Genomic DNA, 25,981 nt, shown 5'->3' with positions numbered 1-25,981 from the left:
GCGGAACACTGGTGGTGGACCGGTCCTGGACGGCAGGATCGCGCTGACACATCGAAAAGTGTTTCAGCAGGTCCAAGCCGAGGCCGTCCTCTGGCGGTGCATTGTCAGGCGTTGGTGGTGCAGCCGGGGGGAACGAGGTTTGCTGCGAGCAGTTGCCCGGTCCAATCGGCGATTTGCGCGGTGGCTTGGGAATGGGCGCCGACGATGAAGTGCTCACCGGGCAGTATCTCCAACCGGGTGCGCGCGCCCTGACGGCACCAATCGTCGTGGAGGTTGCGCGCCCCGGTGAGGGGGATGAAGGTTTCGTCGGCGCCGTGATAGATGAATACAGGGGTCCCGGGCGCCGTGGCACCGAGGGTGTTCTCTGTCAGGATCTGTTGCACCCACGGCAATTTGAGCGGGTCGGGCACGGTAGTGAGCTGTTCGAGCTTGATCTCGCCCACCATACCGAGCGCGCCTACTTCTTCGACGCAGCTGTCGCGCAATGCGTGCGCCAGCCGCCACCCGTTGTCGTTGAGCAGTGTCAACAACTCTGGGTATTCCCGGGCCAATCCCAATGCAGCGGAGAGGAAGACGCCGGCGGCGAGATTGCCGTCCATGGCCCGCCGCAGCAACCGATAGTCGGCGGGCGTACCACCGGCCAGTGCGCCCGCCAGGTTCAGTTCGGGGGCGTAGTCGGCGGCCAGCTGCGCGGCCCAGCCGGTGGCGATGGCACCGCCGGAGTACCCGGTCAGCACGATCGGCGAGTCCGGCCGTAGATCGCCGAGCCCGATACTGGTTACCGCGCGCGCGGTATCAAGCACCGCGTGCCCCTCCATCCGCCCGGCCGCGTACGCCTGCCGAGGGCCTTGATGATCGGGCACGACGACCGCGTAATTGCGGGCGAGCAGCGTCGCCATCGGCAGTTGGTCGAGCTGGACCGCTTGCTTGAACTTGCGTGAAGGGGCGCAGGTGTTTCCGAGGGAGGAGATCGGAGAGTTGTAGGACACCAGCGGACGTGACCCCGGCCCCGTCCAGGGGGTGTCGGGCACGAACAAGGTTGCCACCACCGGCACGGGATTATTCTTGGCGTCCGCCGAACGGATCACCAGCTCGGTCGAGCGCGCCGTCGGCGGAAATAAGACCCCTGCCGGGCGACTTGCGAGAATCGTTCCGGGCGCGGTCGTTTCGAATCCCGGCCGGGGCGCGTAGAACGGGTCCGACGGCGGTGTCGGCAGCACCGAGGCGAGTTCGTGTGGTGGATCGACCAGATCGGCGAGCGGGTCAGCCCACCCGAGCACCGGAGCCGCCGTTGAGATCACAGTCAACGCCGCTACCGCCCATTTCCGAGCAGCAGCCCGCCGCCTACCCGCCACGTTCCGATCACTCCTCGAACTCGTCGCACACTGTCGGCCAGCACTTTGCACCATTGCTCGATCACACCGGACCCCCGCGCGCCTCGCCCTCGCGCGCCGAACCGCCGCGGCCACCCTAACCTGCGATCAATCCCAGTTCGTCGAAGTGACAGCGGCGCGTCGAGGACAAGACTCTCCGCAGCGATCCCGTATCTTCGCTTCGGCCATGCCGTGCACCGAGACTCTGACCCACGAGAACGATCGTCGAGCTCGAGCCGCGCGGACGATTTGTCGATCGCCACTCGGGAGCTGTTCGGACCTCTCATTCCAACGCGTGACGCTGGCAATAGTCAGGTCGCGTGCGCGCTCAGGCCGCTGGGCGCGCGTTTCGACGCGACCACGCGGCACTACCGAAAGATCAACGGGACGAGATCATCTCGGCCCGATGAACGCACCACATAGCCGAGTTCCGGGCAGTCTCTTGCACGTGGTGCCCCGAAAGCGATCGGCACGAAGATAACTTCGGTTGGAGGTTCGTTTATCGTGGCTGGGTGCCGTGCGGGCAGTCCCTGGAGTCATCGCGGTAAGTCCAGCGTGCCGAATCGCTGGTCGCGCCAGAGCATTCGGGAGCGCTGTTCGGGGTACTCGACGACGCTGGCGGCAGGATCATAGACGCGTGTGGCTCGTGTGCGGGGTCGATAGCGCGCCCAGCCCGGGTCTCCCGTGGCCGCGAAACACAGGTGTTCGGACCGCATCGTATTCGACAGCTTCCGGGCTTCGGCCTGAGTGTCCGCGCCTGTGGCGGTCAGACCGGTATCGATGTGCGCGGTGCCGAATACGAGCAGGGTATCCAGGCTGTGAGAAGCACCCTCGGGCCCGAATCCCCAGCGTAGTTCGTAGAGCCACACTCGTGCCCCGCCCGTGTGCGCTGCCTCGGCCAGGTGCAGTGCCGGCATCCGGAACAGCCAGTCCGACAACGCCGTCTCGCGCAGTTGCGGGGCAGACAGCAACGGGTACGTCGCGCGGTAGCGTGGCGCTCCCGGGGTCGGGGTCAGCCCGGCGATCAGGGCGTCGACTTCGGTGTCACCGATGTCGTCGAGCCGGGCGGCAAACAAGCTGAATTCGTCACGGGTGTGGCCGATGAGCAACTCGACCTCGTGGGCCGCGCCCCGGGCGAGCCCGGCCCACGGCGACACCGGCAGGACGGTGCCGTCCATGACCGGGGAAAACGGTGTGGGCGTGCTGGTCACCGCACCCCACCGGTGTGCGTATCGCGGAAGGCGCTCGGTCACCGACCGGGTCGCTGCGACCAGCATCTGCGGCGGTAGGTCGACGAGGTCGTCGACGCACGGACGGCGACCGAAGCCGGCGGTGATCTCACCGGCGATGTCGGCGGCGAGCTCGCGGGTGAAGTAGGTCCCGGGGATGCTCTGCAAGACGGCGCGGCGGAATAATCCGGACGCGGTCGGCATCACCAGCAGCGCGGCGATCGACCCGGCACCCGCGGACTGGCCCAGCACGGTGACGTTCGCCGGGTCGCCGCCGAAGGCGGTGATGTTATCCTGCACCCAGCTCAGCGCCGTGAGCTGATCGAGCAGGCCGCGGTTGCCGGGTGCGCCGTCGAGCTCGGCGAAGCCTTCGAATCCGGTCCGGTAGTGGGCGCTGACCACGACCGCGCCACCATGGGCCAGGGCCGCGCCATCGAGGTGTGGATTGGCGGTATTGCAATTCAGATACGTGCCGCCGCTGATCCACACGATCACCGGGAGTCCGGTTCGCCCAGGAGACGGAGTCCACACGGCCAGCGTCAGCCAGTCATCGCCCGTGGCCACGCAATTCGGCTGTGGCGGTGGCGGTCCGAACGCCGTGACATCGCGAATCCCGTCCCACCCCACTGCGGGAGCGGGCGCGGCGAACCGATGCGGTCCAACTGGCGGGGCAGCGAAGGGAACACTACGAAACACCGCCACCCCGCCTTCCCAACCTCCCCCGACCATTCCAGCGCAGGTGCGCACCCGAATATCCATGTCCTGCATCCTCACACCGGCCTGCAATGGCAGTCACGCGAATAATCCGACAGCTGACCTCACATACGCTGGTCGCAAGCACACCAGGTTGGGCACCAAACGATCTCACCGAACACACGGAAATGCCGCATGGAGCGCGGTTCGCATGTGACCATGCGGTAACCCCGGAAGATCAACGGGCCGAAATCATCTCGGCCCGCCGAACGCATCATATTGCCGAATGCCATACGGGCGCTGGTCGGGCCGACGGTGAGAGGATGCCCGAAAGATGTTGAACACCAACCGTTTCTGACATTCGTGTCGAGGATATCTGAAGTGGTAGACCTGGGATCCTGTCCGGCTGGGCAGTGGTCAACAACCGCCGCTGACCAAACGACATCTGTCAGGCCTGTCGTGCTCGGCACATCGTCAGACACACCCGCACCCGCAGGCCGCAACTCATCGAGTTGTATCGGGGTTGTCCGGAATATCGGTGGACAACTCGATGACCGAGGTCGTTGACCCGATAGGCTTCCATGCCGTCGTGCTCGTGGTCTCGATCTGTTGGTCAACGGTCAACCGATGATGGGCGGCCATCGGCAGCAACTCGGGATCGAGAGGGTGGGTTGCGTTGGGGTTGTGATAGACATCCATGCCTTCGGCCCAGGATTCGGGATAACCATCTGCCACGAAGTGCAGGAATGGGACCGGTGTCGTCGAGTCGGGATTGGGATCCCACGACATCCCGCTGCGGATCAGGACGACATCCTCGGATCCGAATCCTGCGGCTGTGCCCATCCGGTTGAATTTGGAAATGGTTGGTGCCCGGCAGCGTGTAATCGGGTTGTGGTGACGACAGGGCGAGGCTGCCCGTGATGAGCGACGAGATCACCGGTGGGTGTCTCGATGCCGCCTGGGGCTCGCCCCGACGTTCCACTCGACGCCCGCCGGTCAGGCGGCTACCGTCACCCATGGAACGTCCTCCTTGGGAGATGGGACACCAAGCCCGACAAGCGCGGGCCGAGCGGTTTACGGGTGAGATCGACTGTGTCGCAGAACATCCGCACATGCCGAATATCGTGAGGTCGACAAGGCGAGATCCGTTGTCGGGGATGACATTTCGGTCTGTGATCCACACTCTGGAGATGGACAGAGCATCCGCCGCTGCGGCTGAGCCGTCACCCACGTCGAGCGAGCTGCTCGGGCATCCTCCCGACGCGCGAGTACTGATCGTCAACTGCGACGACTTCGGGATGCACCAGGACATCAACACAGCGGTGATCGACTCGATCGAACAGGGGATCGCCAGCTCGTGCAGCCTTATGCGGGTGTGTCCCGCGGCACCGCAGGCCGTGGGGCTGTTGCAGAACAGACCACATATTCGGTTCGGGATCCACCTCACACTGGTCCGCGACTCCGCACAAGACCACTGGGAACCGCTGAGCCCGAACACGGCGGTACCCTCACTGCTCGACGACACCGGCCTGCTGCGCACGTTCACCCCCGCAGGGCGCGCCGAGTTGCTGGCGCGCGCCCGCCTGCCGGAGGTCGAGGCGGAGTTCCGGGCACAGATCAACGCCGTGGTGGACACCGGGCTCATGCCGACACATCTGGACTTCCACTGCTTGGCCGACGGTGGCCGCGCGGACATTCTCGAGTTGACCATGACACTGGCGGCCGAGTATGGCGTCGCCGTCAGGGTCTGGCTCGAACCAGGGCGACGGAAGGCCCGGCAACGGGGCCTGCCGGTGGTCGACCACGATTTCTTGGACAGCTTCGCTCTCGATGTCGCGGGCAAAGCGGCTCGGTACACCCAGCTGCTTCGCGATCTGCCCGCCGGGCTCACCGAGTGGGCGGTGCATCCCAGCATGGGCGGCGAGCAGTCCCAGATGATCGGCAGCGGATGGCGCGTGCGCCGCACCGACTACGAGTTCCTGGTTTCCAGGCAAGCTCGGGAACTTCTCGACCGGGAGGGCATCGTTGTGATCGACTACACCACGCTCCGCGATGCGTGGGTCCAGGCAGGCCCAACACCAACCGAGCGGTAGCACGTCGTGGATCAACGTCCCTTCTGCGGTTTGCGGGCGGCCATTGCCGCCGCGATCGACTGCGGCACAGAACATCTGCTATTGCTGCGGGTCGATCGGTTATACGGGTGAGATCGACTGCGCCGCGGAATCGGGCCCATGCCGAGCGTTGTGCTGTGGTTCCGATCGAGCACCGGACTCGCGGGTTCGGGCCTTTTCCGCAACAACAGGGCGCGTCGGGGTCCCGGTCTACGAATCACGTGAACCAAGGCCGGGACGCCCGACCGGATGTCGTCGGTCGCGCCTGTACTGGAAAGGCCCATACTGTGATGGACTCCTCTACGTTGCGCCGCAGGGCTGCTGTCGGTTCGCTGCGCGGTGTACTCACCATTCTGCTCGTCACGACAACCGCGGCCGTCGGTCTCGTAGCTCAGGCACCCGTCGCCGCCGCCGGTGTGTTCCTCGCTCCGGTCTTGGTCGGCAACAAGATCGACGAACCCGGCATACACGTCGCGCCGGACGGCACCCTCTACATCGAAGGGCCGGCCGGCATCCTGAACGGAATCCCCTCCGCCAGCACGATCTTCCGCTCAAACGACGACGGCGCGACATGGGCGCCCACTCCGCCCGGCCTGCGGGCACTGCTCCCCGGGGGCGGTGACTCGACACTCGCGATCGCACCCAACGGCGACCTCGCCTTCGCCGATCTCTGGGCGGGCAGTTCGACGGTTGCTCAGTCTGCCGACCGAGCCGACGGGTGGCTGGCGGTGCCCGCGGCCGGGCTGCCTATTCAGGACCGACCCTGGCTGGCCAACGCCGGGGGCTCCGATTACCTTGCCTATCACCAGCTTCCGAGCGGTGTCGCCGTCTCCAAGTCGATCGGCGGCGGTCTGGTGTATCCGCAGACTACCGAAGCCGCGACGATTCTCGATCAGGACGGATGTATCACCTGCGCGGCGGGCGGGATCATCGCGACCGCCGGTGGGACTGCGCTGACCGACCGGGTCGGCGTCATCTTCAGCGCACAGAACGGTGGGGTCAAGTTCAGTCGCTCCACCAACAGCGGCCTGACCTGGACGGTGAAAACCATTCAGCCCGGCGGGATCTCGAACGACACACTCGTTTTCCCCACGATCGCCGATGCCGGTGGCGGCCGCCTCGTCGCGGTCTGGTTGAACGTGACCGATACCCGCAGCACCGTCATGCTGGCAACCTCGACCGACTGGGGCGACACCTGGTCTGCGACCGACGCGATCGTCACCTCGGGCACTTCGGTATTCCCCTGGGTGGCCGCAAAAGGGGAGAAGGTAGCGATCTCGCTGTACTGGAACGCGAGCCAGGCCACGCCCGATACCAGCCCCGCGGATGCCGCGTGGTACGAGTCCTATCTCGAAAGCGCCGACTTCGCAACAACTTTCAGCCCGTTGACGCCCGCTGATCCGACACCGGTCAAGGTCGGCCCGATCTGCACCCAGGGAGCCCGCTGCCAGGGCAACCGCGAACTCGGCGATTTCCAGTCGGTGGCCATCGACAACCAGGGACGCGCCGACCTGGCCTACAACCGCTCCGTCGACGGTGGCGATGTCGAGGTCCGCTTCGTGCGCCACCGTTGAACTCATCGTCCTCGTCTGGCCGATCTGCACAGCGGCGACACATCACGTAATGCCGCTGGTCTGCGTGCCAGATCGACTGCGCCGCTGAACATCCGCCGGATGCCGAGCACGCTCACACGGGAATGGCGTGCTGGGTGACGTAATGCAGGATCAGCGTTTGGATCGATCGGTGGAAGGAACCCTGCTGCCTTTCGCTCAAAGTGCTTGCCAGATCGCCGATCTCGGCTCGGACCGCGTCGCGCACCAGATGCACGACGGCTCGGCCGGCGGCGGTGACGGTGACATGGACGGCGCGCCGGTTTCCGGGCACGGCGATCCGTCGCACCAGGCCGCGCCGCTCGGCACGATCGACCAAGCCGGTGACGCTGGACTTCTCCAGTTCCAGGATGCCGGCCAGCTGCTGCATGCCGATCTCGCGATCGTCGAGCACTGCGAGCATTCGCAACTGGGTGACCGATAGCCCCTGCTGGCCGGCGAGCCGGCCCAGGACCGCCTGAAGGATGAACGAGAGCTGGATCAGTCCGTCGACCAGGTCCGGCGCCGGGTCGGGTGCGTCAGTGGTCACAGTCAGTCACATTAGCTTGATACGGTTCGCGATACCAACTATTTTGATTCGCGACACGAACAGTATGTGTAACGAACATTCGAGAAGGTACGCAGGGATCGGCCGCACGCGGCGCCGCCGGGCTCGATACGACCGAGGAAGAGATAGTCCTATGACGGACAAGAAACGCGTCGCCGTCCTCATCGGCAGCACCCGCCCCACCCGTATTTGCGCCGGCATAGCCGCCTGGGCACGCGACGCCCTGCAGGAGCAGAGCGACCTCGACTATGACCTGCTCGATCTTGCCGAGGTCGCGTTGCCGTTCCTGGATGAACCCTGTCAGGCCGCGCTGCGGCAGTACGAGCTTGAACACACCCGGTCTTGGAGCCGGCTCGTGCAGAGCTACCACGGCTTCTTTTTCGTCTTCCCGCAGTACAACTGGGGCTACCCAGGGGTGCTGAAGAACGCGCTGGACTATCTCTACTGGGAATGGCGCGACCGGCCCGCGAGCCTGCTGACCTACGGCACCCACGGCGGCAGCAAGGGCGCCGAACAGCTCATCGGCGTCCTGCGCGGACTGCACATGCGCCTGCTCGATACACACGTCGAAGCGGTCATCACCGAGCGGGACGTGGACGAAAACCGGCAACTACGCGACCTCGACGCCACGCTCCACCCCAACCGAAAACTGCTGCGCACGATCGGCGCGGAAATGTCCCGCGCACTCGACAGCAACCCATGACCGCAGTCCTTGCGGAGAACGGAGAAACAATCATGACAACTCGCCAGGTGGGCTTCATCGGTCTCGGGAAGATGGGCGGTGCCATCGCGGGCCGACTGCTCGATGCCGGTTACGAGGTCACCGTGTGGAGCCGGACCGCCGCCAAGGCGGACGACCTGCTGGCGCGAGGCGCGACGCTCGCCGACCGGCCCGAGGACGCGATCGCCACCGGTATGGTCTTCTCGATGCTGAGCAACGAGGACGCGGTGCGGCAGGTCTTCACCGCGGACCGAATCCGCTCCGCGCCGGAGGGCTTCGTGCACATCAACCACGCGACCATCAGTCCGGCCGCGGCTCGCGAATTCGCCGCGGCCGGCGCGGGTTATCTCAGCGCCCCGGTAGTCGGCCGACCCGAGGCGGTGGTGGCCGGGAAACTCGCCGTGCTGATCTCGGGCGACGCGGACGTCCGAGCCGCGGCGGCACCGATGCTCGCCGCGATCGGCCGACGGGTGTGGGACTTCGGTGACGCTGTGGATGCCGCACCGACGGTGAAGATCGCGGTCAACTACCTGATCCTGCACGCGTTGCAGGCCCTGTCCGAATCGATAACCCTGCTGCAGCACGCCGAGTTGAACGCGGGGCGGTTCGTCGAGATGATCAACGATTCGATCTTTCCGGGTGCGGTGTACAGCGGCTACGGCGACGCCATCACGACTGGCACTTACACGCCGCCAGGATTCACCATCGCCCTGGGCTTGAAGGACCTGAACCTCGCGCTGGGCGCCGCCGATGAACTCGGCGTCGACCTACCGACCGGACCGATCCTGCACGACGTGTTCGCGACCGCGGTCGAGCAGATCGGCGCGGATCTCGACTGGGCGAGCGTCGCCGAAGTCACCCGGCAACGGTCCACCGGCCGGCGTCGATAAGCGGCTGTTCCAGCTCCAGGACATGCTCCGCAGGAAGGGTCTCGCCTAATCGCGTATCACCTCACCGAATCCCGCGATCGGACAACAGCATTGAGCGAGGCGATGCGAGTATCGGGGCCGGTGTCGTGCAGTCGTTCGGCGGATCTGTCTCACGGCAGGCGTTGGTCAATCGACCAAATTGACTGTCCGGCAGGGCTTCTCAACGTCCGGTATCGCCTGCGATCACAGGATGCCCCCGGAGAGCGTGATCGATTTCACCGTTGCGCCGCAAGCGGGTTCGACAGCGGCCAAGACCTGACGACCGGACATGGCCACACCTTCGAGGACCGCTCGGGACATGTCCCGGCGTGTGGTTGTCGCGCTGAGCCCGAGAAAGCTGCCACGCACGGCCGCGTCCCACAAGGTGCGCGTTCCCCCGACAGGTGCGGGGTGAATGCGACGCCGGACCCGTCGCGTGCGGCCTCGGCGTCGGCCGACACCTGCGCGACCGTCCGGCCGCACGTGCGACTCCACCAGTCGGCTGATTCAGTCCTCGCGGCGGCTGGCCGGTTCGCAGGAGAGTCGGATGCCGGGTGCGGCTGCTTGCTTAACCACACCCCGGCCTGCCGGGCCGCGGTCGCTTACCCGGCCGAGACCCGACACCATCGACATAACCCGCGCCACCGGTTGCCATGCACGACAGCCCGAGATTCTTGAAAAACCATGCAGCGGAGAAGGCGGGCGTCCGGCAGCGCGATACTGGTTACTGTGACCCCGCCCCCGCCCCCCGATTCCGGCGTGACCGCCGCGCCCCCCGGCCCGACGGTGGGCGGCTTCCAATTCTGGTTCGCCACCCAACGGTGGGAATGGTCAGCGGAGGTCTACCGACTCCACGGCTACACGCCCCGCCAGATCGAACCGACCACCGACCTGATGCTCGCCCACAAACACCCCGACGACCGCGACTCCGTCGGCGACACCATCGCCCGCTGCATCGAACACGGCGAACCGTTCTCCAGCCGCCACCGACTCATCGACACCACCGGCGCCGAACACACGGTGATGGTCCTCGCCGACCGCATCGTCGACGACCGCGGCCGCCCGGTCGGCACCGCGGGCTATTACATCGTCCTGGACGGGCTGCTGGCCGACACCGAACGCGAGGTCCTCGACACCGCGCTACCGCAACTCGTCGCCGACCGCGCGGTCATCGACCAAGCCGCCGGCGTACTGATGCGGGTCTACCGCATCAGCGCCGAACAAGCATGGAAAGTCCTGACCTGGCGGTCCACCGAAACCGGCGTGCCACTACACGCGTTCGCGGCGCAACTGCTCACCGACATCCAGCACGAACCGCCGCTGCCTTCGACGATCGTGACCGCCGCCGACCACCTGCTCCTCACCCTCCATCAACGCCTCCCAGCCGAGGGGTCGAGCTGACAACCCTGACCTGGCAACGAGTCCATCAGGACCGCAAGAGTTTTCCCATCGAGGACGACTGACGAGGTGTGGTCCCATACGCTCCGCCAGCACGTGCGCCGCCCGCGAGATCACCCCGCATCGATGCAAGGCCAGCATCAACAACTCGCGCAACCCTTCACGGAAGGGATGGGTTCGGCACAGCTCCATCAGTTCCGCCACTTCCTGTGCGTGGCGGCCCAATTCCAATCCGAACCGACAGTGCGCCTCCCGGATCGTCAGACACTTCTCGACCAGGCGGGTGCGCGGCGCCTCGGCCCACGGCGCGGCGATACCGGCCAACGGCTCACCGCGCCACAGCGCCAAGGCCTCGCCGAGCACCCGATCGGCCCGCCCGAGATCGCCGCCGGCCTTCGCCGCATCCGCTGCCGCCAAAGCGTTTTCGAATACAGGCAGATCGAACGAGCCCGCCGCCGGACGCCAGACATACCCACTGGCCTCGGAGAACAGCAGCGCGCCCTCCACATTGACGACCTTGCGCAACCGCGAAACATAGGTCCGCGCCACCTGCGCCGCATGCCGTGGCGGCAGCTCTCCCCAGAGCCCGTCCACCAGACGCTCGACACTCACCGGCCGCCCCCGTCGAGCAGCAGCATCGCCGCCACCGCCCGCTGCTGCGGCGACCCCAGATCCACCTCCACCCCGCCCCGCCAGGCCCTGACTGGTCCCAGTACCTCGAACCACATCTTCGAACGCCTTCGATGGCAGAGATAATGCGAATCGAAAGTAGTTGCTGTACTGGCTGATTGGCGCACATTCCCCGACATCGGACGGGCGCAGTGACGCAGATATGATCGCCCGACGAGCACGGGAGAAAAGGCAGCCGATCCGACGGCCTCCTGAGCGGACCCATCGCCATCGCCCGGACATCCATTACGTCATCGTGAGAATGCCTGTACCGCAGGCGCTCCGGCTGCCCAGGCGGGTGCGGCGCTGAATCGTTTCAGCGTCCGTGCCAGCTCGCGGTGCGGAAACACTCTGCCAGGCAGGCGATCTCACCGCGCAGGAAGGCGACGATCTGGGGTGTCGACGCTCCGGATGTGGAGTACTGCCAGGCGTTGGTCATGGCGAAGGCTCCGCCGGAGAGTTGATCCTGTTGGCCGGTCCAGGATTTCAGAACATCGTCGATGTGGGTGACCACCGATTGATACCGATCGAGTGAATCGGCGGGTCCGATCGACTGCACGAGACCGACCAGGGCGGTCAGGTAACCGCGGTAGAACTCCGACGGGCAGGTCGGATCGTAGCGGTCGCGCATCAAGGCACCGTCGAAGTGGGCGTAGTTCTGCATGGCGGCGATCTCGGCGTCGGTACACCAGTGATCGACCGTCACCGCGAAGACGGGATCCGCGGGCGGAGTCGCCGTTCCGCCAGGATGAACCGGTTCCGCAACGTCGCGCGAGCTCGAATGCGAACCCCGCCAGTCCTCGACGGTCCAGTCCGTGCCGGACTGGCGGCGGGCCTCCCGCTGGATCTCGATATCGATGCCGGGCGCGCTCGCCCGCTCCACACCGAGATATCCGGACGCGGCATTGACGATGTCCTGTTCGGACATATACGAACCGAGCGCCGAATCACGCGCTCGCTGGACGGCTTCCTGAATATCCTCCTGCACCCGAGGATCGCGTGGGTCCGGATACGTTGACATGCCCACCCTCCTTGCCTGGACGGGCCATCGAATTTCCTACCCCCAGCCTATCGCCGGACCGCTGCCGCTACCGCGTGTCGCGCAACCCGCACGAGTCCCATGTCCGAAGACCTGCACTCCCCCACAACCGACCGGGATGCCTCGGACGGTTAAGTTGTCAGTGGCGCGTTCACACTGCGCCGATAGGTGTAGTGGATGAGCCCCTCCTGAAACTTGCCCACCTTGTCGTACAGGGCACGAGCTGGGGCGTCTTCGAGCGTATTCCAGTAGAGGCCCGGGAAATCGTGATCCTCGGCGTCCTGTGCCACCCACTGGATCACCGCTGTCGCGACACCTCGTCGGCGAGCCTCCGCATCGACGAACAGGTCGGCCAGATAACACTTCCTGGAGTACCAGACGCTGGCGTGGAACACGTAGTGCGCGATACCGACCATCTGGCCGTCCAACCGGGCAGCAACCCCGCGTACCTGCTCATCGTCCAGTAGACGTCGCCAAGCGCGTTCGTAATCGTCGTCACCGCGTTGGACTTCGAAGTATGCGTCCTTAGCACGGGCCAGTGCTTCCCAGCCGGCACGATCGGATTCGGTCAACAGGCTGATCTCCACCACGGGATGAGTACAAGGCAAACAGTTCTGCGTCAAGCGAATTCCGACACATCCGCATGGTCGGCGACAGGGCGGGCCGAACCCATGGAGTGCCTCGAACGTGTTCCATGTGAAAGTGTTCGCTCACAGGAGGAATCATGAGAAGAATCGTCGCGGGGGCTGTGTTCGCAGGTGTGATCGCGGCGGGCGTCGCGATCACGGCGGGGGCGGCTGTCGCCGACAACGGTGTGATCCATATGGAGGGGACGGGCAGCCACTCGGCAGCGCCGCACGTCGCTTCGGCCACGCCCGATGCGACGGCGATCGAGTACGCAGGGCTTGGAAGGGTGTCGCGGTCGGGCTGCGCACACGGGGCGAGTGACGCAACGGCATGACCGTCATTCGCATGCGCGACTGGTGAAGTCGAAGGAGTCGCCGTCGATGCCCCAGGAGATGATGCGGTCGGGGTGAATTCGGATGACCGCGCGCTCCTGGATTCGAAAGGGCGGTTCCTCGTCGTCGAGAGCCGCGGCGGTGCCGCGCACCTCGATGCCGCGGATCACGTAGGGGTCCAAGGACACCTGCTGGTCGACGACGAAGGACACGCGGCTACCCGCCTCGACATTGCGGTATTTGCGACTGGTGCGCATACGCATACCGCCGATATCGATCGTGCCGTCGCTGTTCACGCGATAGTTGGTCGGGTTGTTCTGCACCACCCCGTCGGGCGACACCGTGGCCAACCGTCCGATTCCGGCCTCCGCGAGGAACTTCTGTTCGTTGGTGGTGTAGGTCATGTCGGCCCGCTTTCCAGAATCTAGCACTGTTAGGAACTGGAGCAACGGTAGCATTCGTCAGCTACATTGTCTAGCGCCGCTAGATTCCAGACCACTCCCGCACGAGCCGCCCCACCCACGCCCGCGGCGGCCGCGTCGTCGCCGTCGGCACCACGGTCACACGGGCCCTGGAGTCGGCCGCCGAACCATCCGGTCGCGTCCGTCCCGGGACCGGGTGGACCGATCTGGTTCTCGACCGCGCCCGACCTGCCCGGACGGTCGACGCACTGATCACGGGCTGGCATGAGCCGGGGGCCTCGCATCTGCACCTGCTGGAAGCGGTCGCGGGTGCGGAGTCGGTCCGCGCCGCCTATCGGGCCGCCCTCGAAACCGGTTATCTCTGGCATGAATTCGGCGACACCGCGCTGCTGTTCGCTCCCAGCTCCTGGCAGAGTGCTCGGATATGACTGCCTCCGACGCGAAAGCGGATCTGCATCGTTATCTACGCTCCGCGCGTGAAGCCATGCTGTGGAAGCTCGATGGTTTGTCGGAGTACGACGTGCGGCGGCCGATGACTCCCACCGGTACGAATCTGCTGGGCTTGGTGCGGCATCTGGGCACCGTCGAGTTCGGTTACTTCGGCGATACCTTCGCCCGGCCGTACGACGAACCGCTCACCGAACACGACTTCGAGGCGGACCCCACGGCCGATATGTGGGTCGGCCCTGAATTCTCGCGTGCGGAGATCATCGAGTTCTACCGTCGGGCCTGGACGCACGCCGACGCCACGATCGATGATCTCGACCTCGCCGCCGCGGGGGCGGTGCCGTGGTGGAACGAGGAGCACCGGTCCGTCACCCTGCACCGAATCCTGGTGCATGTGATCGCCGAGACCAATCGGCATGCCGGACATGCCGATATCGTTCGTGAGCTCATCGACGGAGCGGCCGGTCTGCGCGACGACAACACCAATATGCCCACCGGTGACCCGGACTGGTGGCAGCGCTACCGGATCGAGGTCGAGAACGCCGCGCAGCGAGCCGCCGGGCTCGCATGACTTCTCCCCGACAGTAGACGTTTGCACCGATCGTGGAGACCTGTCCCCCATCGGCCCGGCCCGGCGCTGAACCATTGTGGCGGGCACAACGTTTCATCAGCGAGTGGGTCGAGATCGGGGGATGATCATATGGCCGGATTCGTCGCGGGTGTTTGCCGGTTTCCCATTGCCTATGACGCCGGGAGCAGGGCCTTCTGGGTGTGTGGGCATGCCCTGCCGATCATCGCGCGGGGCGCTTCGCCGTATTGCGAGGAGATCTGTCTGGATCCCGACGCTCGGCTGCGTCGTCACGATCGGACGGCCGCGCTGCGGCGCGAGCGGGAATTACGGCCTGCCGCCGTCGATTACGAGCAGGCAATCACCGAAGTCAACAACCGATAGTCGCAACTGGAGAACGAATCATGTCCAGCTCAACCACGGATGAGACCACCGCGATCAGGAGCGCCGAGACGCCCGGCCGGGATATCACGCGCAGGCTCGCGGTCGAAGGGATCGGGACGTTCTTTCTCGTCTTCACCGTCGGAACCGCGGTGCACAGCGGGAATTCACTCGCGCCGCTGGCGATCGGCGCGACGCTCATGGTCATGGTCTACGCGGGCGGGCACATCTCCGGTGCGCACTACAACCCCGCGGTGACCTTGGCGGCGCTGCTGCGCGGCCGGATCAAACCACTTGCGGCCCTGGGGTACTGGGCGATTCAGATCCTGGCCGGTCTGATCGCGGCCGGGGTCGTTCACCTGGTCGTCGGCGGTGCGCGCGGCCACGCCGTGAATCCCTCGGGTCATATCCTCGCCGAGGCGCTCATTGCCGAACTGCTGTTCACCTTCGCCCTCGCCTATGTGGTGCTCAACGTCGCCACCAGCGCCGATCATTCACGCAACTCCTTCTACGGACTGGCGATCGGATTCACCGTCGCGGCCGGAGCGATCGCGGTCGGCGGCGTCTCCGGCGCCGTGTTCAATCCGGCCGTCCTGTTCGGCGGCATGGCGATGGGCCTGTTCGGCGCGTCGACGCTGCTCTACCTGATCGTGGAGCTATTGGGCGCTGCCGCAGCGGGTTTGGCATTCCGGCTGCTCAACCCGAACGATCCCTAGCGGCCGTTTCGATCGACTCACCGGCTCGTTTCGTCGGCCGCGGGCTACGAGCTGTTCACCGCCGTTCCCTGAATCACGCGGTCGGTCGGGGCATGATCTGAGTCGCGCCGATGAATTTCGTGCCGAGCCGTCGTCGATACCTCTGAATACAGTGGGCATGAGTGAGCAGGAGACGCAGTGAGCGACACACGAGTGTTGGTGGTTGGAGCGAGTATCGCGGGGCCCGCGCTGGCGCATTGGCTGCGGCGGCGGGGGGCCGAGGTGACCGTGGTGGAGCGAGCGAGCGAGTTGCGGCCGGGTGGGCAGGCCGTGGATGCGCGCGGGGTGACCAGGGAGGTCATTCGGCGGATGGGCCTGGATGCGGCCGTACGCGCGGCGCGTACCGAGACCGCCGGTGCGTACACCGTGGATGCGGACGGGAAGGTCTTGGAGACCTTTCGCGCCGACGATGACGGCGGCGACGGATACATCGCGGAGATCGAGATCCTGCGCGGTGATCTGTCCCAGGTGCTCTACGACGACACCCGTGACGAGGTCGAGTACCTCTTCGACGATCGGATCACCGAGCTCGAACAGGACGCGGACGGGGTCGAGGTGAGCTTCGCGAGCGGCGAGCGGCGGCGCTTCGACCTGGTGATCGGGACCGATGGGCTGCATTCGGCGCTGCGCGCGATGGTCTTCGGACCGCACGAGCGTTTCCTGCGCCACCTCGGGCTCGTACTGGCCTTCTACAGCGTGCCCAATGAATTCGGGTTGGACCGCTGGCTACTGGATTACCAGGAGTCCGGGCGCTCGGCCAGCCTGCGGCCCATCCGGGACGCCACCCGGGCGATGGCCGTATTCTCCTTCGCCTCGGGCGAATTCGATGTCGACTACCGCGACATCGAGGCCCAGAAGCGACTGCTGCGCGATCGGATGAGCGGCATGGGCTGGCTGACCCCGGACATCCTCGCGCATCTGGACGACACCCCGGACTTCTACCTCGACCAGGTCGCCCAGGTGGTGATGGACCGCTGGTCGAGCGGTCGGGTGGGACTGCTCGGGGACTCGGCGTTCAGCTCGTCGCCGATGTCCGGACAGGGCACCGGGTTGGCCCTGGTCGGCGCGTATGTGCTGGCCGGAGAGCTGGCCGCCGCCGGATGGGACCCGGAGGTCGGATTCGCCGAATACGAAAGGCGGATGCGCCCGTTCGTCGAGGCCAATCAGGAAATCGGCCGATTGCACGCGCACAGCCTGACCGCTCCCGCGGCGCAGGCCGAACCGGGTCCGGATTTCACCGGTGAGTGGTTCACCGAACTGATCGAGCGCGCGCTCAACGGCGTCGAACTGCCCGACTACGAGGGGATTCCGGACTCCGGGGTCGCGGCGTCGGCGTAGCGGCGGGCCAGTCGCGCGAAGGCGTCCTTCAGTTCCGGTGGCGAGACGACCGCGATATCGGCGTCGAACCTGCCGATGGCCGCTGCCAGACCGGGCCACGACCACGAACCCGCGGTGAGTCGGCAGCGATCCGGACCGAGATCCTCGACCACACCGTCACGGATGAACGGGGACACCTCGGCGGCGGGCAGGCCGAGGATCACCTCGCCGCGGCACGGCCACTCGCCGGAATCATTCGCGCCCCGGAATCGGGCTGTCACAAAGGCGGCCACATCGCCGCCGGGCACCTCGCGCGGAGTGAATCGCGGCCCGGTCGGGGTGCGCGGGGCGATCCGGTCGACGCGGAAGGTGCGCCAATCCTCGCGATCGAGGTCCCAGGCGATGAGGTACCAGCGTCCATGGCTGGTGACGAGATGATGCGGCTGAACCCGCCGCGGCGGCGTCCCGGGATAGTCGAAGCGCAACACCTCGCGGGCGCGCACGACAGCGCCGAGCACCGCGAGCTCCCGCGGGTGGACGTGCGAATTCTCCTGCCCGGCAACGGTTATATCGAAGGCGTCGACGCGGTGCCGCAATCGGGCGGGCATGACCTGTCGAATGGTGTTCAACGCGCGGATCGAGGCTTCGGCCATCCCGGGCGTGGCGGCCGCGGTCTGGAGCGCGACGGCGAGGGCGACGGCCTGCTCGTCGTCGAACAGCAGCGGCGGCAGATTCGTCCCCGCGCCGAGCCGATAACCCCCGTCCGGACCCTTGATGGTCGCGATCGGATAGCCCAGCTCGCGCAGGCGGTCGACATCACGGCGGACGGTGCGCGGGCTGACCTCCAGCCGCTGCGCCAACAGCGCCCCCGGCCAGTCCCGGCGCGCCTGCAACAGCGACAGCAGGGCCAGCAGTCGCGTTGAGGTTTTCGGCATATTTCTCATACTGCCCGAAGAAGAGGACACATCCTGGCCGCTACCTCTGTGACCGTTGCTCGGGTCAGACATCAGTCCGAAGGCGAGGAGCCGAACTTGTCCGTCACGACCACCACCCACCTGAACTTCCGCGGCGACGCGCGCACGGCGCTGGCGTTCTATCAATCCGTCTTCGGCGGCGATCTCGCCGTCGTCACCTACCGGGACGCCGGGAACATCCAGCGGGAGTCCGAGGCCGATCAGGTGATGTGGGGCCAGGTCCACGCCGGGAACGGCTTCCACGTCATGGCCTACGACGTGCCCTCGTCCATGAGTTACGGCCGGGGCGAGAACTCGTTCTTCGTCTCGGTGCGCGGTGCGACCGTCGAGGAGATCACCGGATATTGGGAGACGCTCCGCACTGGGGCGAATGTGGTGGTCCCGCTGGGTCCGGCGGGTTGGGCGCCCGCCTACGGAATGCTGCGTGACCGCTTCGGCGTGGTGTGGGTGCTCGATGTCGTCAGCGGATACGACGGCTAGTTCTCAGTGCGGCTCGGCCACGACGGCGGCGACCCCGTGGCTGGGCCGGTATCCGAGCTGACGTCCCGCCTTGCGCGAATCGTAGACCCGGTCGATCCTGGCCGGTAGCAACCAGCCCTGCCGCTGGAACAGGGCCACGGTCTCCGGTGATTTCCGGGCGAGGAGCGCCGGGGCGTCGAGCCACAAATGCCGAGTGTCGTTGGGGTCGAACAGCATCGGGCCCGCGATATTGAATATGCCGGTCACCCGCTGGTGTTCGGCGGCGAGCCGGTGGGCGTGCGCGACGTCGCGGACGTCGACGCCACGGTGGAGCCGATGCGCCGCGCGCACGGCGGGCGCTTCGGGAAAGCAGCGGGCGATGCGCAGCGCGATGGTGGTGAACGGATATGGGCTGTCCGTGACGAGAGTTTCGGCGGCGAGCTTGGTTTCGTCGTAGATATCGCGTGGTCGCGTCCGCAGTGATTCGTCGACCCAGACCGCCCGACCGTCGGGTACCAGGGAGTGGCCGTACACCGAGGTCGTGCTGGTGTAGACGATGCGCTGGACATCGCATTCGGCCGCGCAGTCGAGCAGCGCCGCGGTGGATTCGACATTGACGGTGTGGAATTCGTCATCGGCGACCGCACCGACATGCGGGGCGTGCAGCGCGGCGGTGTGCACGACGATCTCCGCACCGGCGACCGCGCGCGTCCGAAGTTCGGTGTCTCGTAGGTCGCCGAGGTGGGTTGTCCACGGTCCCGGGCGAAGGTCCCAGCCGCGCACTTGCCATCCCGCCGTGCGCATTTCGTGCGCGACCGCCGCCCCGACCACCCCGGACGAACCGGTAACCAACACTACTCCCAGCCCCATGAACGCCGACTTTACCCAAACGATCGATCCGTGATGATTCGAGCGGGCGGGTGGCCCGAAACTGCCTGTCCTGCCCGTACTTCGACGCGTGCGGCGGCTCCCAGATAGCCGAGACCGAATCCTGTGCCCGCGACCGCGACGACCACGGCACCCAGCTGTGCACCGCCCGGCCGATGATCGCCTGCATCATCGAACAGCTGCGCGGGCGCGTACCCGATACCGTGGCGCGGTGGCGGGCCAACGATCCGGCGTGAGAACGAGTTCAGTCTTTCACAATGGGCCCCACGGATATTCCGCGTGAATGTCGCCGCCGAACAGTTTCCAATAGAAGGCGTTCAGCTTCGCGGCGGCGGGCGCGTGCCGGGCCAGGATCTCGGCCATGACCGGCGGCACATCCTCCGGGATATGCCCTGCGGCGCAGCGACTTACGTAGGCGTTGCGGGCGACGGGCCCGCCGGTGGCCGGCATCGGTATGCCGCAGATATCGGTCACCAGCCAGTTGACCAGGCGCATGGCGGCGTAGTCGGCGTCATGGGTGGCATGGCGTTCGACGAACTCGCGCTCGGCGGTGGACAGCTCGAAACGCGATGAGGTGGCCAGCCCGAAGTCGGTGAGGTAGAGCCGTTCCCCGTCGCTGCGCAGATTGCCGAAGTGACCGTCCATATGCAGCAGCTCGCGATCGACGAGGAATGTCACCATCTCCGCGAACTGCCGCTCGACCGCGACGGCCTTGTCGATCGGGTTCTCGCGCAACCACTCCGATATCGAGTACGGGATGTATTCGCAGAACAGTACGAGACTGGCCGACGCCACAGCCAGCGCCTCGAGGCGCGCGCGCACGGCGGGACTGCCGCCCTGCGCGGCGACCACGGCATCGATATCGGCGTGTTCGGCCGCGGTCGGCGCTCGACCGGGCAGCACCCGCCAGTGATGCAGCCTCGGGAAAGACCGTGTCCGGCCGGACAGTACGCCGTCGGTGACGATGATGTTCGCGGCCAGCTCGCGCCACGCGTTGAAGCTCGGGCCACCGATACCGTACTGACAGGACACCGGCAGGTCGAACAGGTTCGCGGTGGATCCGTGGTGGGCGAGCTCTCGATCGGTGAGCGGGATGCGCTTGACGAATACCGGTACGCCGTCGACGTCGAGGACCGTCGCGTCCCCGCCCACTCCCACACCGACGGACCGGCCCGCGGCGATGAGCTCGGCGAGCTCGGTATCGCCGCGGGAAGCCAGATACACGCCTGTGGTCGAAAAAGAGTTGGCCCGGTCGATATTCAAGCTGATAGCCTCCCTGACACCGTGACAGTACGCGAGGAGGTGAGCCCCATGAACATTGCATCGATACGGGTGCTCCCTGTCGCCGTCACGGTTGGGCGAACGAGGTAGTTGTCGCCGGGAGCGCCTGAGCAACAAGGCAATCCCGAAAGGCGACAACCAATGAACTCTTCGAATTCCACTTCCGGTCGGGCCGAGCCCACCGCTGTGATCACCCGGGTGGGCCCGACGCAGTGGGACGCGGTGGCCGACGGCCGAATAGTCGGTCGCGGCGACGCCTCGCGGCGGCCCGACGGTCGGATATTCCTCAGTATCGATTCGTGGCACGGTTCGGTCTTCGACCGGCTCGCCGCCGTAATGCTGCCGGAGCTGTCGACGCCCCTGTACACCGTGGTCGACGAGGTCGACGCGAACCTGAGATCCGCTTGGGAGCGGGCCGGTTTCACCGTCCGCCGCCGCGAGTGGGAGTACTTCGGGTCCACCGATCCACGGCACACCGGGCTCGACTCGATACCGATCCCCGACGATGTGCGGATACTGCCGGTCGGCGCGGCACAGGAGGGTCCGCTCCTCGAGCTCTACACCACGATCCGCGCCGAAGTCGATATCGTCGCCTGCCCGGCCGGGACCGTCCCGATCGATCCGGCACGATATGCCGTCGCGACCCGGTCCGGCCGGTACGTCGGACTGCTCGGAGTCGCGACGCGACGCGAACACGCGCGTATCGAACTCGTCGCCGTTCACGCCGATGTTCGACGCCGCGGCATCGCCCGAGCGCTGCTCGCCGACGTGCTCGGTGCGCTGCACGGGTCGGGGATCGAGACGGTGTCGGCGTATGTGAACGAGGCCGATACCGCCGCCGTGGCGCTGTTCGACGGTGTCGGCCGTCGCGCGGGCAGCAATCTGGAATTGGTGCGGCGATGACGAATACGACGAACAGCGGCAAGGGCATCGAGATCGAGGGCATCGTCGTCGAATGCCTGCGTAATGCCACCTTCACCGTCGAACTGCCGAACGGGCACAAGGTACTCGCGCATATCAGCGGCAAGATACGCAAGAACTACATCAAGATCCTGCCGCAGGATCGGGTGCTCGTGGAACTGAGCCCGTACGACCTCACCCGGGGACGAATCCTGTTCCGTTACAGGACATAACGGCTACTCCCGGTCGAAGACGAGGTCGAAATCCTTACGCCACGTCGATCCGCGATCGTCCGACGCCTCCCAGCGGGCCACGATCCGATCCGGTTCGACGCTGGCGACAAACCGCTGGAACATATCGGGATCCTGGCGTTCGAGGGTCCAGGCCGTACCGTCGAATGTCATGGCGAAGACTCGGCAGACGCCGCGTTCGTCGTGGTACAGGGCGGTGTAGGCGTCGTTCGGATCGCTGCGGCCGAGCACGAGAACCATTTGGCTGGTGGCCTTTCCGACGTCCCCGCTCATGATCCAGCGGAAGACCACGAACGCGTCGGAGAGCCACTCGCCCGTCGCCGAGCCGGGCACCTCCTGATCGGCCGGGTCGAGGAACCACGCATTGCGCAGGGTCGCCCGCCACGAGCCCGTCAGGACGTCCAGCCGCTGGATTGCCTCGTTGCGCATTGTCACTCCTCAGTCGAATCCGCGAGCGGATCATATGCCGCGCCGCGCCGTATGACGTGCCACGCCGGACGATCCGGTGAACACGCCGATCCGGAGCGGACGTGATGAGACAATCGCGGCAGAACGGGATCGAGGACTGCCATGAAGACGAGGACCGGAACTCTACTTCTTGTCATCTGGTTGGTGATCGGGTTCGTCGCCGCGGCCCAGCGTCACTACTTCGACTCCGGCCCGATCACCTGCGCCAGTTTCGGCAATATCGCCCTGACGATCGTGTCCGGCCCGCTCAATTACATGGGCGTGAATCCGCATCTCGGCAATTGCGAACTGCCGCAACCGAGTCCGTGACCGCCGTGCCTCGGGCTAGACGATCCGAGCCTCGATCAGCAGATTCCAGATCTCGCCCTGGTCTACGACCTCGACACCGAGTTTCTCGGCCTTGGCCAGCTTGCTGTCGCCGACTCCCGCGCCGGTGATGAGCAGGTCGGTATTCGCCGAGACCGAGGAGGCCGCGGTAGCGCCCGCCTTCTCGCACAGGCGTTGGAACGTCGGGCGGGCGACCTTCTCGCCGGAGCGCGGATCGCTGATGGCGCCGGTGATCACGACCGTCTTACCTTCCAGGGGTGCACCGGCCGCGACGACCGGGGGCAGATCCTCCTCGCGCACATCCAAGGAGACGCCCGCGGCGCGCAGCCGTTCCAGTTCCGGGCGCAGCCGGGTGAGGTGCGCGACCAGTGAGGCGGCGACCTTCGGCCCGATGTCCTCGACGGCCACGAGTCGTTCCTCGCCCGCGTCGGCCACCTCTTCCAGGGAACCGAAACCGGCCCGGGCCAATCGCGCCGCGGTGCCGTCGGAGGCCATCGGAATCGCCAGACCGATCAGTGCGCGACGCAGGCCGACCCGGCGACTCGCGTCGATCGAGTCGATCATGCGCTGGGCGGAGACCTCGCCGATGCGGTCGAATTCGAGCAGGCGCTCCTTGGTCAGCGTGTAGAAATCCGCCGGACCTTCCAGGATGCCCGCCTCGGCCAACCGCTCGATCCAGACCTGTCCGATGGCGTCGATATCCGCGGCGGCCCGCGAGGCCCAGTGGATGAGCCGTCGTACCGTCTGCGCGGGGCAGGAAACATTGGTGCAGAACAGTTCTCGGCTGTTGCCCTGTTCGGTGACCGGCTGTCCGCACGACGGGCAGACCGTGGGCGGGACGATCTCGCGCTCCTCGCCCGTGCGCTTGGCGGCGTCGAGTACGCCCGCCACGAACGGGATCACATCGCCCGCGCGGCGCACCAGCACCGTATCGCCGACCTTGATGTCGCGGGCGCGGATCACCTCCTGATTGGCCAGCGTGGCCCGCGTAACCGTGGTGCCGCCCACGAATACCGGTTCCAGCCATGCGACCGGCACGATCTTGCCCGTCTTGCCGACGTCCCAGACCACATCGGCCAGCAGTGTGGTCTTCTCCTCGGCGGCGAATTTGAATGCCAGCGCGCCGCGCGGGGAATTCGAGCGCGTTCCGGCGGCGGCGTAGGCATCGCGGTCGGCCAGGCGCAGCACGGCGCCGTCGAGGTCGTAATCCAGGTCGTTGCGGCCGTTCTCGATCGCGGTGATCGCCGCCTGCGCCTGGTCGGCGTCGGCGCAGTGGCGCATCTGCGCGCCGGTGATCCCCAGCGCGCGCAGGCCCTCCTCCAGATCGGCCGCGGCGGCGTCGTCGGCGGTATCCAGGTCGAACCCGAAGAAGCGCAGCCGCCGCTCGGCGACCGTGGCCGGATCCTTCGCGCGCAATGTGCCCGCCGCGGCATTGCGCGGATTGATCAGGGGCTTGTCCGGATGCGCCGCGTTGTAGGCGGCGAAGGTCGAACGCAGCATCACCGCCTCGCCACGCACCTCCACCCGCCCGGGGACATCGATCCGCTCGGGCACACCGTCCACCAGTGCGCGTACCAGCGGGGTCACATCGTCACCGGTGGTGCCGTCGCCCCGGGTGACAGCCCGCGTCAGCCGACCGTCCTCGAAGACCACCGCCAGCGACAGGCCGTCGAGCTTCGGCATCACCACCACCGACTGACCGGGGAAACGATCGAAGAACGCCGCGACCTGCTCGGGTTTGGTGGCCTTCTCGAGCGACAGCATCGGACGCGAATGCCGAACCGGCGCATGCAGAATCGCGGGCGCGCCGACCTGCTCGAGCGGATTCGGATCCGGTGCGAGGTCGGGATGCGCCTCGACGAGGGCGCGTAGTTCGTCCTCGATCGCGTCGTACTCCGCGTCCGCGACCAGCGGCGCGCCCTGATAGTAGGCATCGCGCAGCGTCACGACGCGGTCGGCGAGTTCTCGGATCCGTTCCCCAGCTTCCACAGGTCACGACGTTACCGATACCCACCGACAGGTATGCGCGAGGACCGCGCACCGGCCCATCCAGGGCTCGGCCAGGAGCCGTCGGTCGGCCACAGACCCGGAACGCAGCGACCGATCGGCGGATGGTCGCCGGGCGGATCGATGCGCTGGTCGACGCCGGAGATCTTCTCGACCGTGTAGGTCGCGCCGTCGCGGGTGCGCAGGAAATCGCCCGAGATACGACCTCGCGCATCGGTAGGTTGGGCGAATGTCCGTACGTGTAGTGCATTTGAATCGCCGAGTCTTCGAAGCGCTTGCCGCAGGCGACCTTACGACCGCGAACGCCGCCAGCCCCGTACCTTTGACGGCTTATTTCGCCGGCCCCGAATGGCGTCGACTGTGGCTTATGCGCAGCGCACAGTCCGAACAGAATCCGGCCAGCGCCGACTGGGTGACCGGCGCCATCTGGGACGAGCAACAGCGAACGGCCGTGGGGCGGGCGGGTTTTCACGGACTGCCCGACGCTGCCGGAATGGTGGAGATCGGTTACGCGGTCGACCCGGTGTACCGACGCCGCGGCTACGCCCGCGCGGCGCTGGAAGCGCTGCTGCGCAGGGCTTCTCGCGAACCCGAGGTACGCACGGTCCGGGTGAGTATCAGCCCCGACAACCTGGCCTCGTACCGGCTGACATCGCAGTACGGTTTCGTCGAGGTCGGCCAGCAGTGGGACGAGGAGGACGGCCTGGAGATCGTCTACGAGATCGCCGCGGCCAGCTTGTGAGCGGCACGACCCGAGATCACGAGGCGCGCGAACTCGTCGCGCCGACCACCGATCTGCACGCGGCCTGGCTCGAGGCGCATGTCGAATGGGGTCCGGGCTTACATGAGGACGGGTTCGGGCTGTTGCCGACGGATGAGGTCCGGACCGCGGCCGGGTTCGCGCGGTGGGTGACGAGACTGGTCGGCGAGTCGGCGCGCGGTGACGCGGACGGTACGCGGTATCGATGGATTCTCGAGGGCGACGCGGTGGTCGGCGGGATCGCGCTGCGATATGGACCCGACGCGGTGACAGGGCATATCGGGTATGGGATTCGGCCGTCGGCTCGTCGGCGCGGGCTCGCCACCTGGGCGCTGGGACGGATACTCGTGGACGCGCGAGAGCTGGGGATGGGCCACGTGTCGGTCGTCTGCGCGGCGGACAATGTCGCGTCGGCGAAAACCATCGAGCGCAGCGGCGGGGTTCTCGAAGGTATTCGACAGACCGGACGCGGTCTCACACGGTGTTATCGGATCGAACTCACGCCACCCCTCGCGTAGG

The 25,981-nt window shown here is 66.4% G+C and carries 29 protein-coding genes and 2 pseudogenes; 17 read left to right on the top strand and 14 right to left on the bottom strand.

Annotated elements, in window-relative coordinates:
- Positions 1–104: 104 nt before the first annotated feature.
- The 3 genes from NP4_RS03360 to NP4_RS03350 all read right to left on the bottom strand — a co-directional run bounded on the left by NP4_RS03360 (position 105) and on the right by NP4_RS03350 (position 4,084).
- Positions 105–1,301, bottom strand: coding sequence for a lipase family protein (locus tag NP4_RS03360; protein ID WP_245996956.1), 1,197 nt, complete (start codon positions 1,299–1,301; stop codon positions 105–107).
- A gap of 608 nt (positions 1,302–1,909) precedes the next feature.
- Positions 1,910–3,331 (bottom strand): carboxylesterase/lipase family protein, encoded by a 1,422-nt coding sequence (locus tag NP4_RS03355; protein ID WP_245997031.1) that lies wholly within the window; start codon positions 3,329–3,331, stop codon positions 1,910–1,912.
- A gap of 468 nt (positions 3,332–3,799) precedes the next feature.
- Positions 3,800–4,084 carry a hypothetical protein gene (locus tag NP4_RS03350; RefSeq protein ID WP_147287838.1) on the bottom strand — a complete coding sequence of 95 codons (285 nt, stop codon included), beginning with the start codon at positions 4,082–4,084 and terminating at the stop codon, positions 3,800–3,802.
- A gap of 383 nt (positions 4,085–4,467) precedes the next feature.
- On the opposite strand from NP4_RS03350, the gene NP4_RS03345 reads away from it, so the two are divergent.
- Together NP4_RS03345 and NP4_RS03340 are read left to right on the top strand one after the other, a co-directional pair.
- Positions 4,468–5,388: a polysaccharide deacetylase family protein gene (locus NP4_RS03345; RefSeq protein WP_218023975.1), complete on the top strand. Its 921-nt coding sequence runs from the start codon at positions 4,468–4,470 to the stop codon at positions 5,386–5,388.
- A gap of 323 nt (positions 5,389–5,711) precedes the next feature.
- On the top strand, positions 5,712–6,980 hold the full coding sequence (locus tag NP4_RS03340; protein WP_218023974.1) for a hypothetical protein: 1,269 nt from the start codon (positions 5,712–5,714) through the stop codon (positions 6,978–6,980).
- A gap of 112 nt (positions 6,981–7,092) precedes the next feature.
- Here the strand turns inward: NP4_RS03340 and NP4_RS03335 are convergent, their stop codons facing one another.
- Entirely contained in the window at positions 7,093–7,545 is a 453-nt protein-coding gene (locus tag NP4_RS03335; RefSeq protein WP_067991513.1) for a MarR family winged helix-turn-helix transcriptional regulator, read from the bottom strand.
- Positions 7,546–7,696: 151 nt separating this feature from the next.
- Between NP4_RS03335 and NP4_RS03330 the strand changes: the two genes are divergently transcribed.
- Positions 7,697–8,266 carry an NADPH-dependent FMN reductase gene (locus NP4_RS03330; protein WP_067991510.1) on the top strand — a complete coding sequence of 190 codons (570 nt, stop codon included), beginning with the start codon at positions 7,697–7,699 and terminating at the stop codon, positions 8,264–8,266.
- A gap of 32 nt (positions 8,267–8,298) precedes the next feature.
- Positions 8,299–9,174 (top strand): NAD(P)-dependent oxidoreductase, encoded by an 876-nt coding sequence (locus NP4_RS03325; RefSeq protein WP_067991506.1) that lies wholly within the window; start codon positions 8,299–8,301, stop codon positions 9,172–9,174.
- Positions 9,175–9,396: 222 nt separating this feature from the next.
- On the opposite strand, the gene NP4_RS43265 is transcribed toward NP4_RS03325, so the two are convergent.
- On the bottom strand, positions 9,397–9,675 hold the full coding sequence (locus tag NP4_RS43265) for an FGGY-family carbohydrate kinase (protein ID WP_373863806.1): 279 nt from the start codon (positions 9,673–9,675) through the stop codon (positions 9,397–9,399).
- 246 nt (positions 9,676–9,921) lie between these two features.
- Between NP4_RS43265 and NP4_RS03320 the strand changes: the two genes are divergently transcribed.
- Entirely contained in the window at positions 9,922–10,593 is a 672-nt protein-coding gene (locus tag NP4_RS03320; protein ID WP_169813645.1) for a PAS and ANTAR domain-containing protein, read from the top strand.
- 105 nt (positions 10,594–10,698) lie between these two features.
- Here the strand turns inward: NP4_RS03320 and NP4_RS43260 are convergent.
- From NP4_RS43260 to NP4_RS03300, 4 genes and pseudogenes are all read right to left on the bottom strand, one after another.
- Positions 10,699–11,097, bottom strand: a pseudogene (locus NP4_RS43260) (AfsR/SARP family transcriptional regulator); the annotation flags it as partial.
- Positions 11,098–11,575: 478 nt separating this feature from the next.
- Entirely contained in the window at positions 11,576–12,280 is a 705-nt protein-coding gene (locus NP4_RS03315; protein WP_067991503.1) for a hypothetical protein, read from the bottom strand.
- A 149-nt stretch (positions 12,281–12,429) separates the two neighbouring features.
- On the bottom strand, positions 12,430–12,888 hold the full coding sequence (locus NP4_RS03310; RefSeq protein ID WP_067991502.1) for a GNAT family N-acetyltransferase: 459 nt from the start codon (positions 12,886–12,888) through the stop codon (positions 12,430–12,432).
- Between the two features lie 374 nt (positions 12,889–13,262).
- Positions 13,263–13,661 carry a PPOX class F420-dependent oxidoreductase gene (locus tag NP4_RS03300; protein ID WP_067991496.1) on the bottom strand — a complete coding sequence of 133 codons (399 nt, stop codon included), beginning with the start codon at positions 13,659–13,661 and terminating at the stop codon, positions 13,263–13,265.
- 119 nt (positions 13,662–13,780) lie between these two features.
- On the opposite strand from NP4_RS03300, the pseudogene NP4_RS39575 reads away from it, so the two are divergent.
- The 5 genes and pseudogenes from NP4_RS39575 to NP4_RS03280 all read left to right on the top strand — a co-directional run.
- Positions 13,781–14,107 (top strand): annotated as a pseudogene (locus tag NP4_RS39575) (S-adenosylmethionine:tRNA ribosyltransferase-isomerase); the annotation flags it as partial.
- Positions 14,104–14,697 carry a DinB family protein gene (locus tag NP4_RS03295; RefSeq protein ID WP_067991494.1) on the top strand — a complete coding sequence of 198 codons (594 nt, stop codon included), beginning with the start codon at positions 14,104–14,106 and terminating at the stop codon, positions 14,695–14,697. The pseudogene NP4_RS39575 and the gene NP4_RS03295, both read left to right, overlap by 4 nt.
- Before the next feature lie 129 nt (positions 14,698–14,826).
- Entirely contained in the window at positions 14,827–15,078 is a 252-nt protein-coding gene (locus tag NP4_RS03290; protein ID WP_067991491.1) for a hypothetical protein, read from the top strand.
- A gap of 20 nt (positions 15,079–15,098) precedes the next feature.
- Positions 15,099–15,791 carry an MIP/aquaporin family protein gene (locus NP4_RS03285; protein ID WP_082875472.1) on the top strand — a complete coding sequence of 231 codons (693 nt, stop codon included), beginning with the start codon at positions 15,099–15,101 and terminating at the stop codon, positions 15,789–15,791.
- A 177-nt stretch (positions 15,792–15,968) separates the two neighbouring features.
- Entirely contained in the window at positions 15,969–17,168 is a 1,200-nt protein-coding gene (locus NP4_RS03280; protein ID WP_067991489.1) for an FAD-dependent monooxygenase, read from the top strand.
- Here NP4_RS03280 and NP4_RS03275 read toward each other — a convergent pair.
- The gene (locus NP4_RS03275; protein WP_174556087.1) at positions 17,126–18,082 is read right to left on the bottom strand and encodes a helix-turn-helix transcriptional regulator; all 957 of its coding nucleotides are present in this window, start codon (positions 18,080–18,082) and stop codon (positions 17,126–17,128) included. The two genes, NP4_RS03280 and NP4_RS03275, sit on opposite strands and share 43 nt — an antisense overlap.
- A gap of 96 nt (positions 18,083–18,178) precedes the next feature.
- Between NP4_RS03275 and NP4_RS03270 the strand changes: the two genes are divergently transcribed.
- Positions 18,179–18,601: a VOC family protein gene (locus NP4_RS03270; RefSeq protein WP_067991484.1), complete on the top strand. Its 423-nt coding sequence runs from the start codon at positions 18,179–18,181 to the stop codon at positions 18,599–18,601.
- Between the two features lie 3 nt (positions 18,602–18,604).
- Here the strand turns inward: NP4_RS03270 and NP4_RS03265 are convergent, their stop codons facing one another.
- Positions 18,605–19,450, bottom strand: coding sequence for an NAD-dependent epimerase/dehydratase family protein (locus tag NP4_RS03265; protein ID WP_067991481.1), 846 nt, complete (start codon positions 19,448–19,450; stop codon positions 18,605–18,607).
- A 50-nt stretch (positions 19,451–19,500) separates the two neighbouring features.
- Between NP4_RS03265 and NP4_RS03260 the strand changes: the two genes are divergently transcribed.
- A complete protein-coding gene (locus NP4_RS03260) occupies positions 19,501–19,704 on the top strand; it encodes a hypothetical protein (protein ID WP_067991478.1) in 204 nt (67 codons plus the stop codon).
- A 16-nt stretch (positions 19,705–19,720) separates the two neighbouring features.
- Here NP4_RS03260 and NP4_RS03255 read toward each other — a convergent pair whose 3' ends face one another.
- A complete protein-coding gene (locus NP4_RS03255; RefSeq protein ID WP_067991476.1) occupies positions 19,721–20,731 on the bottom strand; it encodes a BUD32 family EKC/KEOPS complex subunit in 1,011 nt (336 codons plus the stop codon).
- Between the two features lie 159 nt (positions 20,732–20,890).
- On the opposite strand from NP4_RS03255, the gene NP4_RS03250 reads away from it, so the two are divergent.
- Complete coding sequence (locus NP4_RS03250) at positions 20,891–21,652, top strand: GNAT family N-acetyltransferase (protein WP_067991474.1); 762 nt, start codon at positions 20,891–20,893, stop codon at positions 21,650–21,652.
- Positions 21,649–21,882: a translation initiation factor IF-1 gene (infA, locus tag NP4_RS03245; protein WP_067991471.1), complete on the top strand. Its 234-nt coding sequence runs from the start codon at positions 21,649–21,651 to the stop codon at positions 21,880–21,882. Before NP4_RS03250 ends, infA begins: the two co-directional genes overlap by 4 nt.
- Positions 21,883–21,885: 3 nt before the next feature.
- On the opposite strand, the gene NP4_RS03240 is transcribed toward infA, so the two are convergent.
- Positions 21,886–22,329: a hypothetical protein gene (locus tag NP4_RS03240; RefSeq protein ID WP_067991468.1), complete on the bottom strand. Its 444-nt coding sequence runs from the start codon at positions 22,327–22,329 to the stop codon at positions 21,886–21,888.
- 141 nt (positions 22,330–22,470) lie between these two features.
- On the opposite strand from NP4_RS03240, the gene NP4_RS03235 reads away from it, so the two are divergent.
- Complete coding sequence (locus NP4_RS03235; protein ID WP_067991466.1) at positions 22,471–22,677, top strand: hypothetical protein; 207 nt, start codon at positions 22,471–22,473, stop codon at positions 22,675–22,677.
- A gap of 15 nt (positions 22,678–22,692) precedes the next feature.
- Here the strand turns inward: NP4_RS03235 and ligA are convergent, their stop codons facing one another.
- The gene (gene ligA / locus NP4_RS03230) at positions 22,693–24,684 is read right to left on the bottom strand and encodes an NAD-dependent DNA ligase LigA (RefSeq protein ID WP_067991462.1); all 1,992 of its coding nucleotides are present in this window, start codon (positions 24,682–24,684) and stop codon (positions 22,693–22,695) included.
- Between the two features lie 385 nt (positions 24,685–25,069).
- Between ligA and NP4_RS03225 the strand changes: the two genes are divergently transcribed.
- Together NP4_RS03225 and NP4_RS03220 are read left to right on the top strand one after the other, a co-directional pair.
- On the top strand, positions 25,070–25,444 hold the full coding sequence (locus NP4_RS03225) for a GNAT family N-acetyltransferase (RefSeq protein ID WP_245996952.1): 375 nt from the start codon (positions 25,070–25,072) through the stop codon (positions 25,442–25,444).
- Positions 25,441–25,980 (top strand): GNAT family N-acetyltransferase, encoded by a 540-nt coding sequence (locus NP4_RS03220; protein WP_067991454.1) that lies wholly within the window; start codon positions 25,441–25,443, stop codon positions 25,978–25,980. Before NP4_RS03225 ends, NP4_RS03220 begins: the two co-directional genes overlap by 4 nt.
- Position 25,981 lies beyond the last annotated feature (1 nt).

The sequence above is a fragment of the Nocardia pseudobrasiliensis NBRC 108224 genome (genome assembly GCF_001613105.1).
GTDB classification, from domain to species: Bacteria; Actinomycetota; Actinomycetes; order Mycobacteriales; family Mycobacteriaceae; genus Nocardia; species Nocardia pseudobrasiliensis.
Note: the sequence above shows the minus strand (reverse complement) of the source record. Positions and strands in the feature narration are given on the sequence as shown.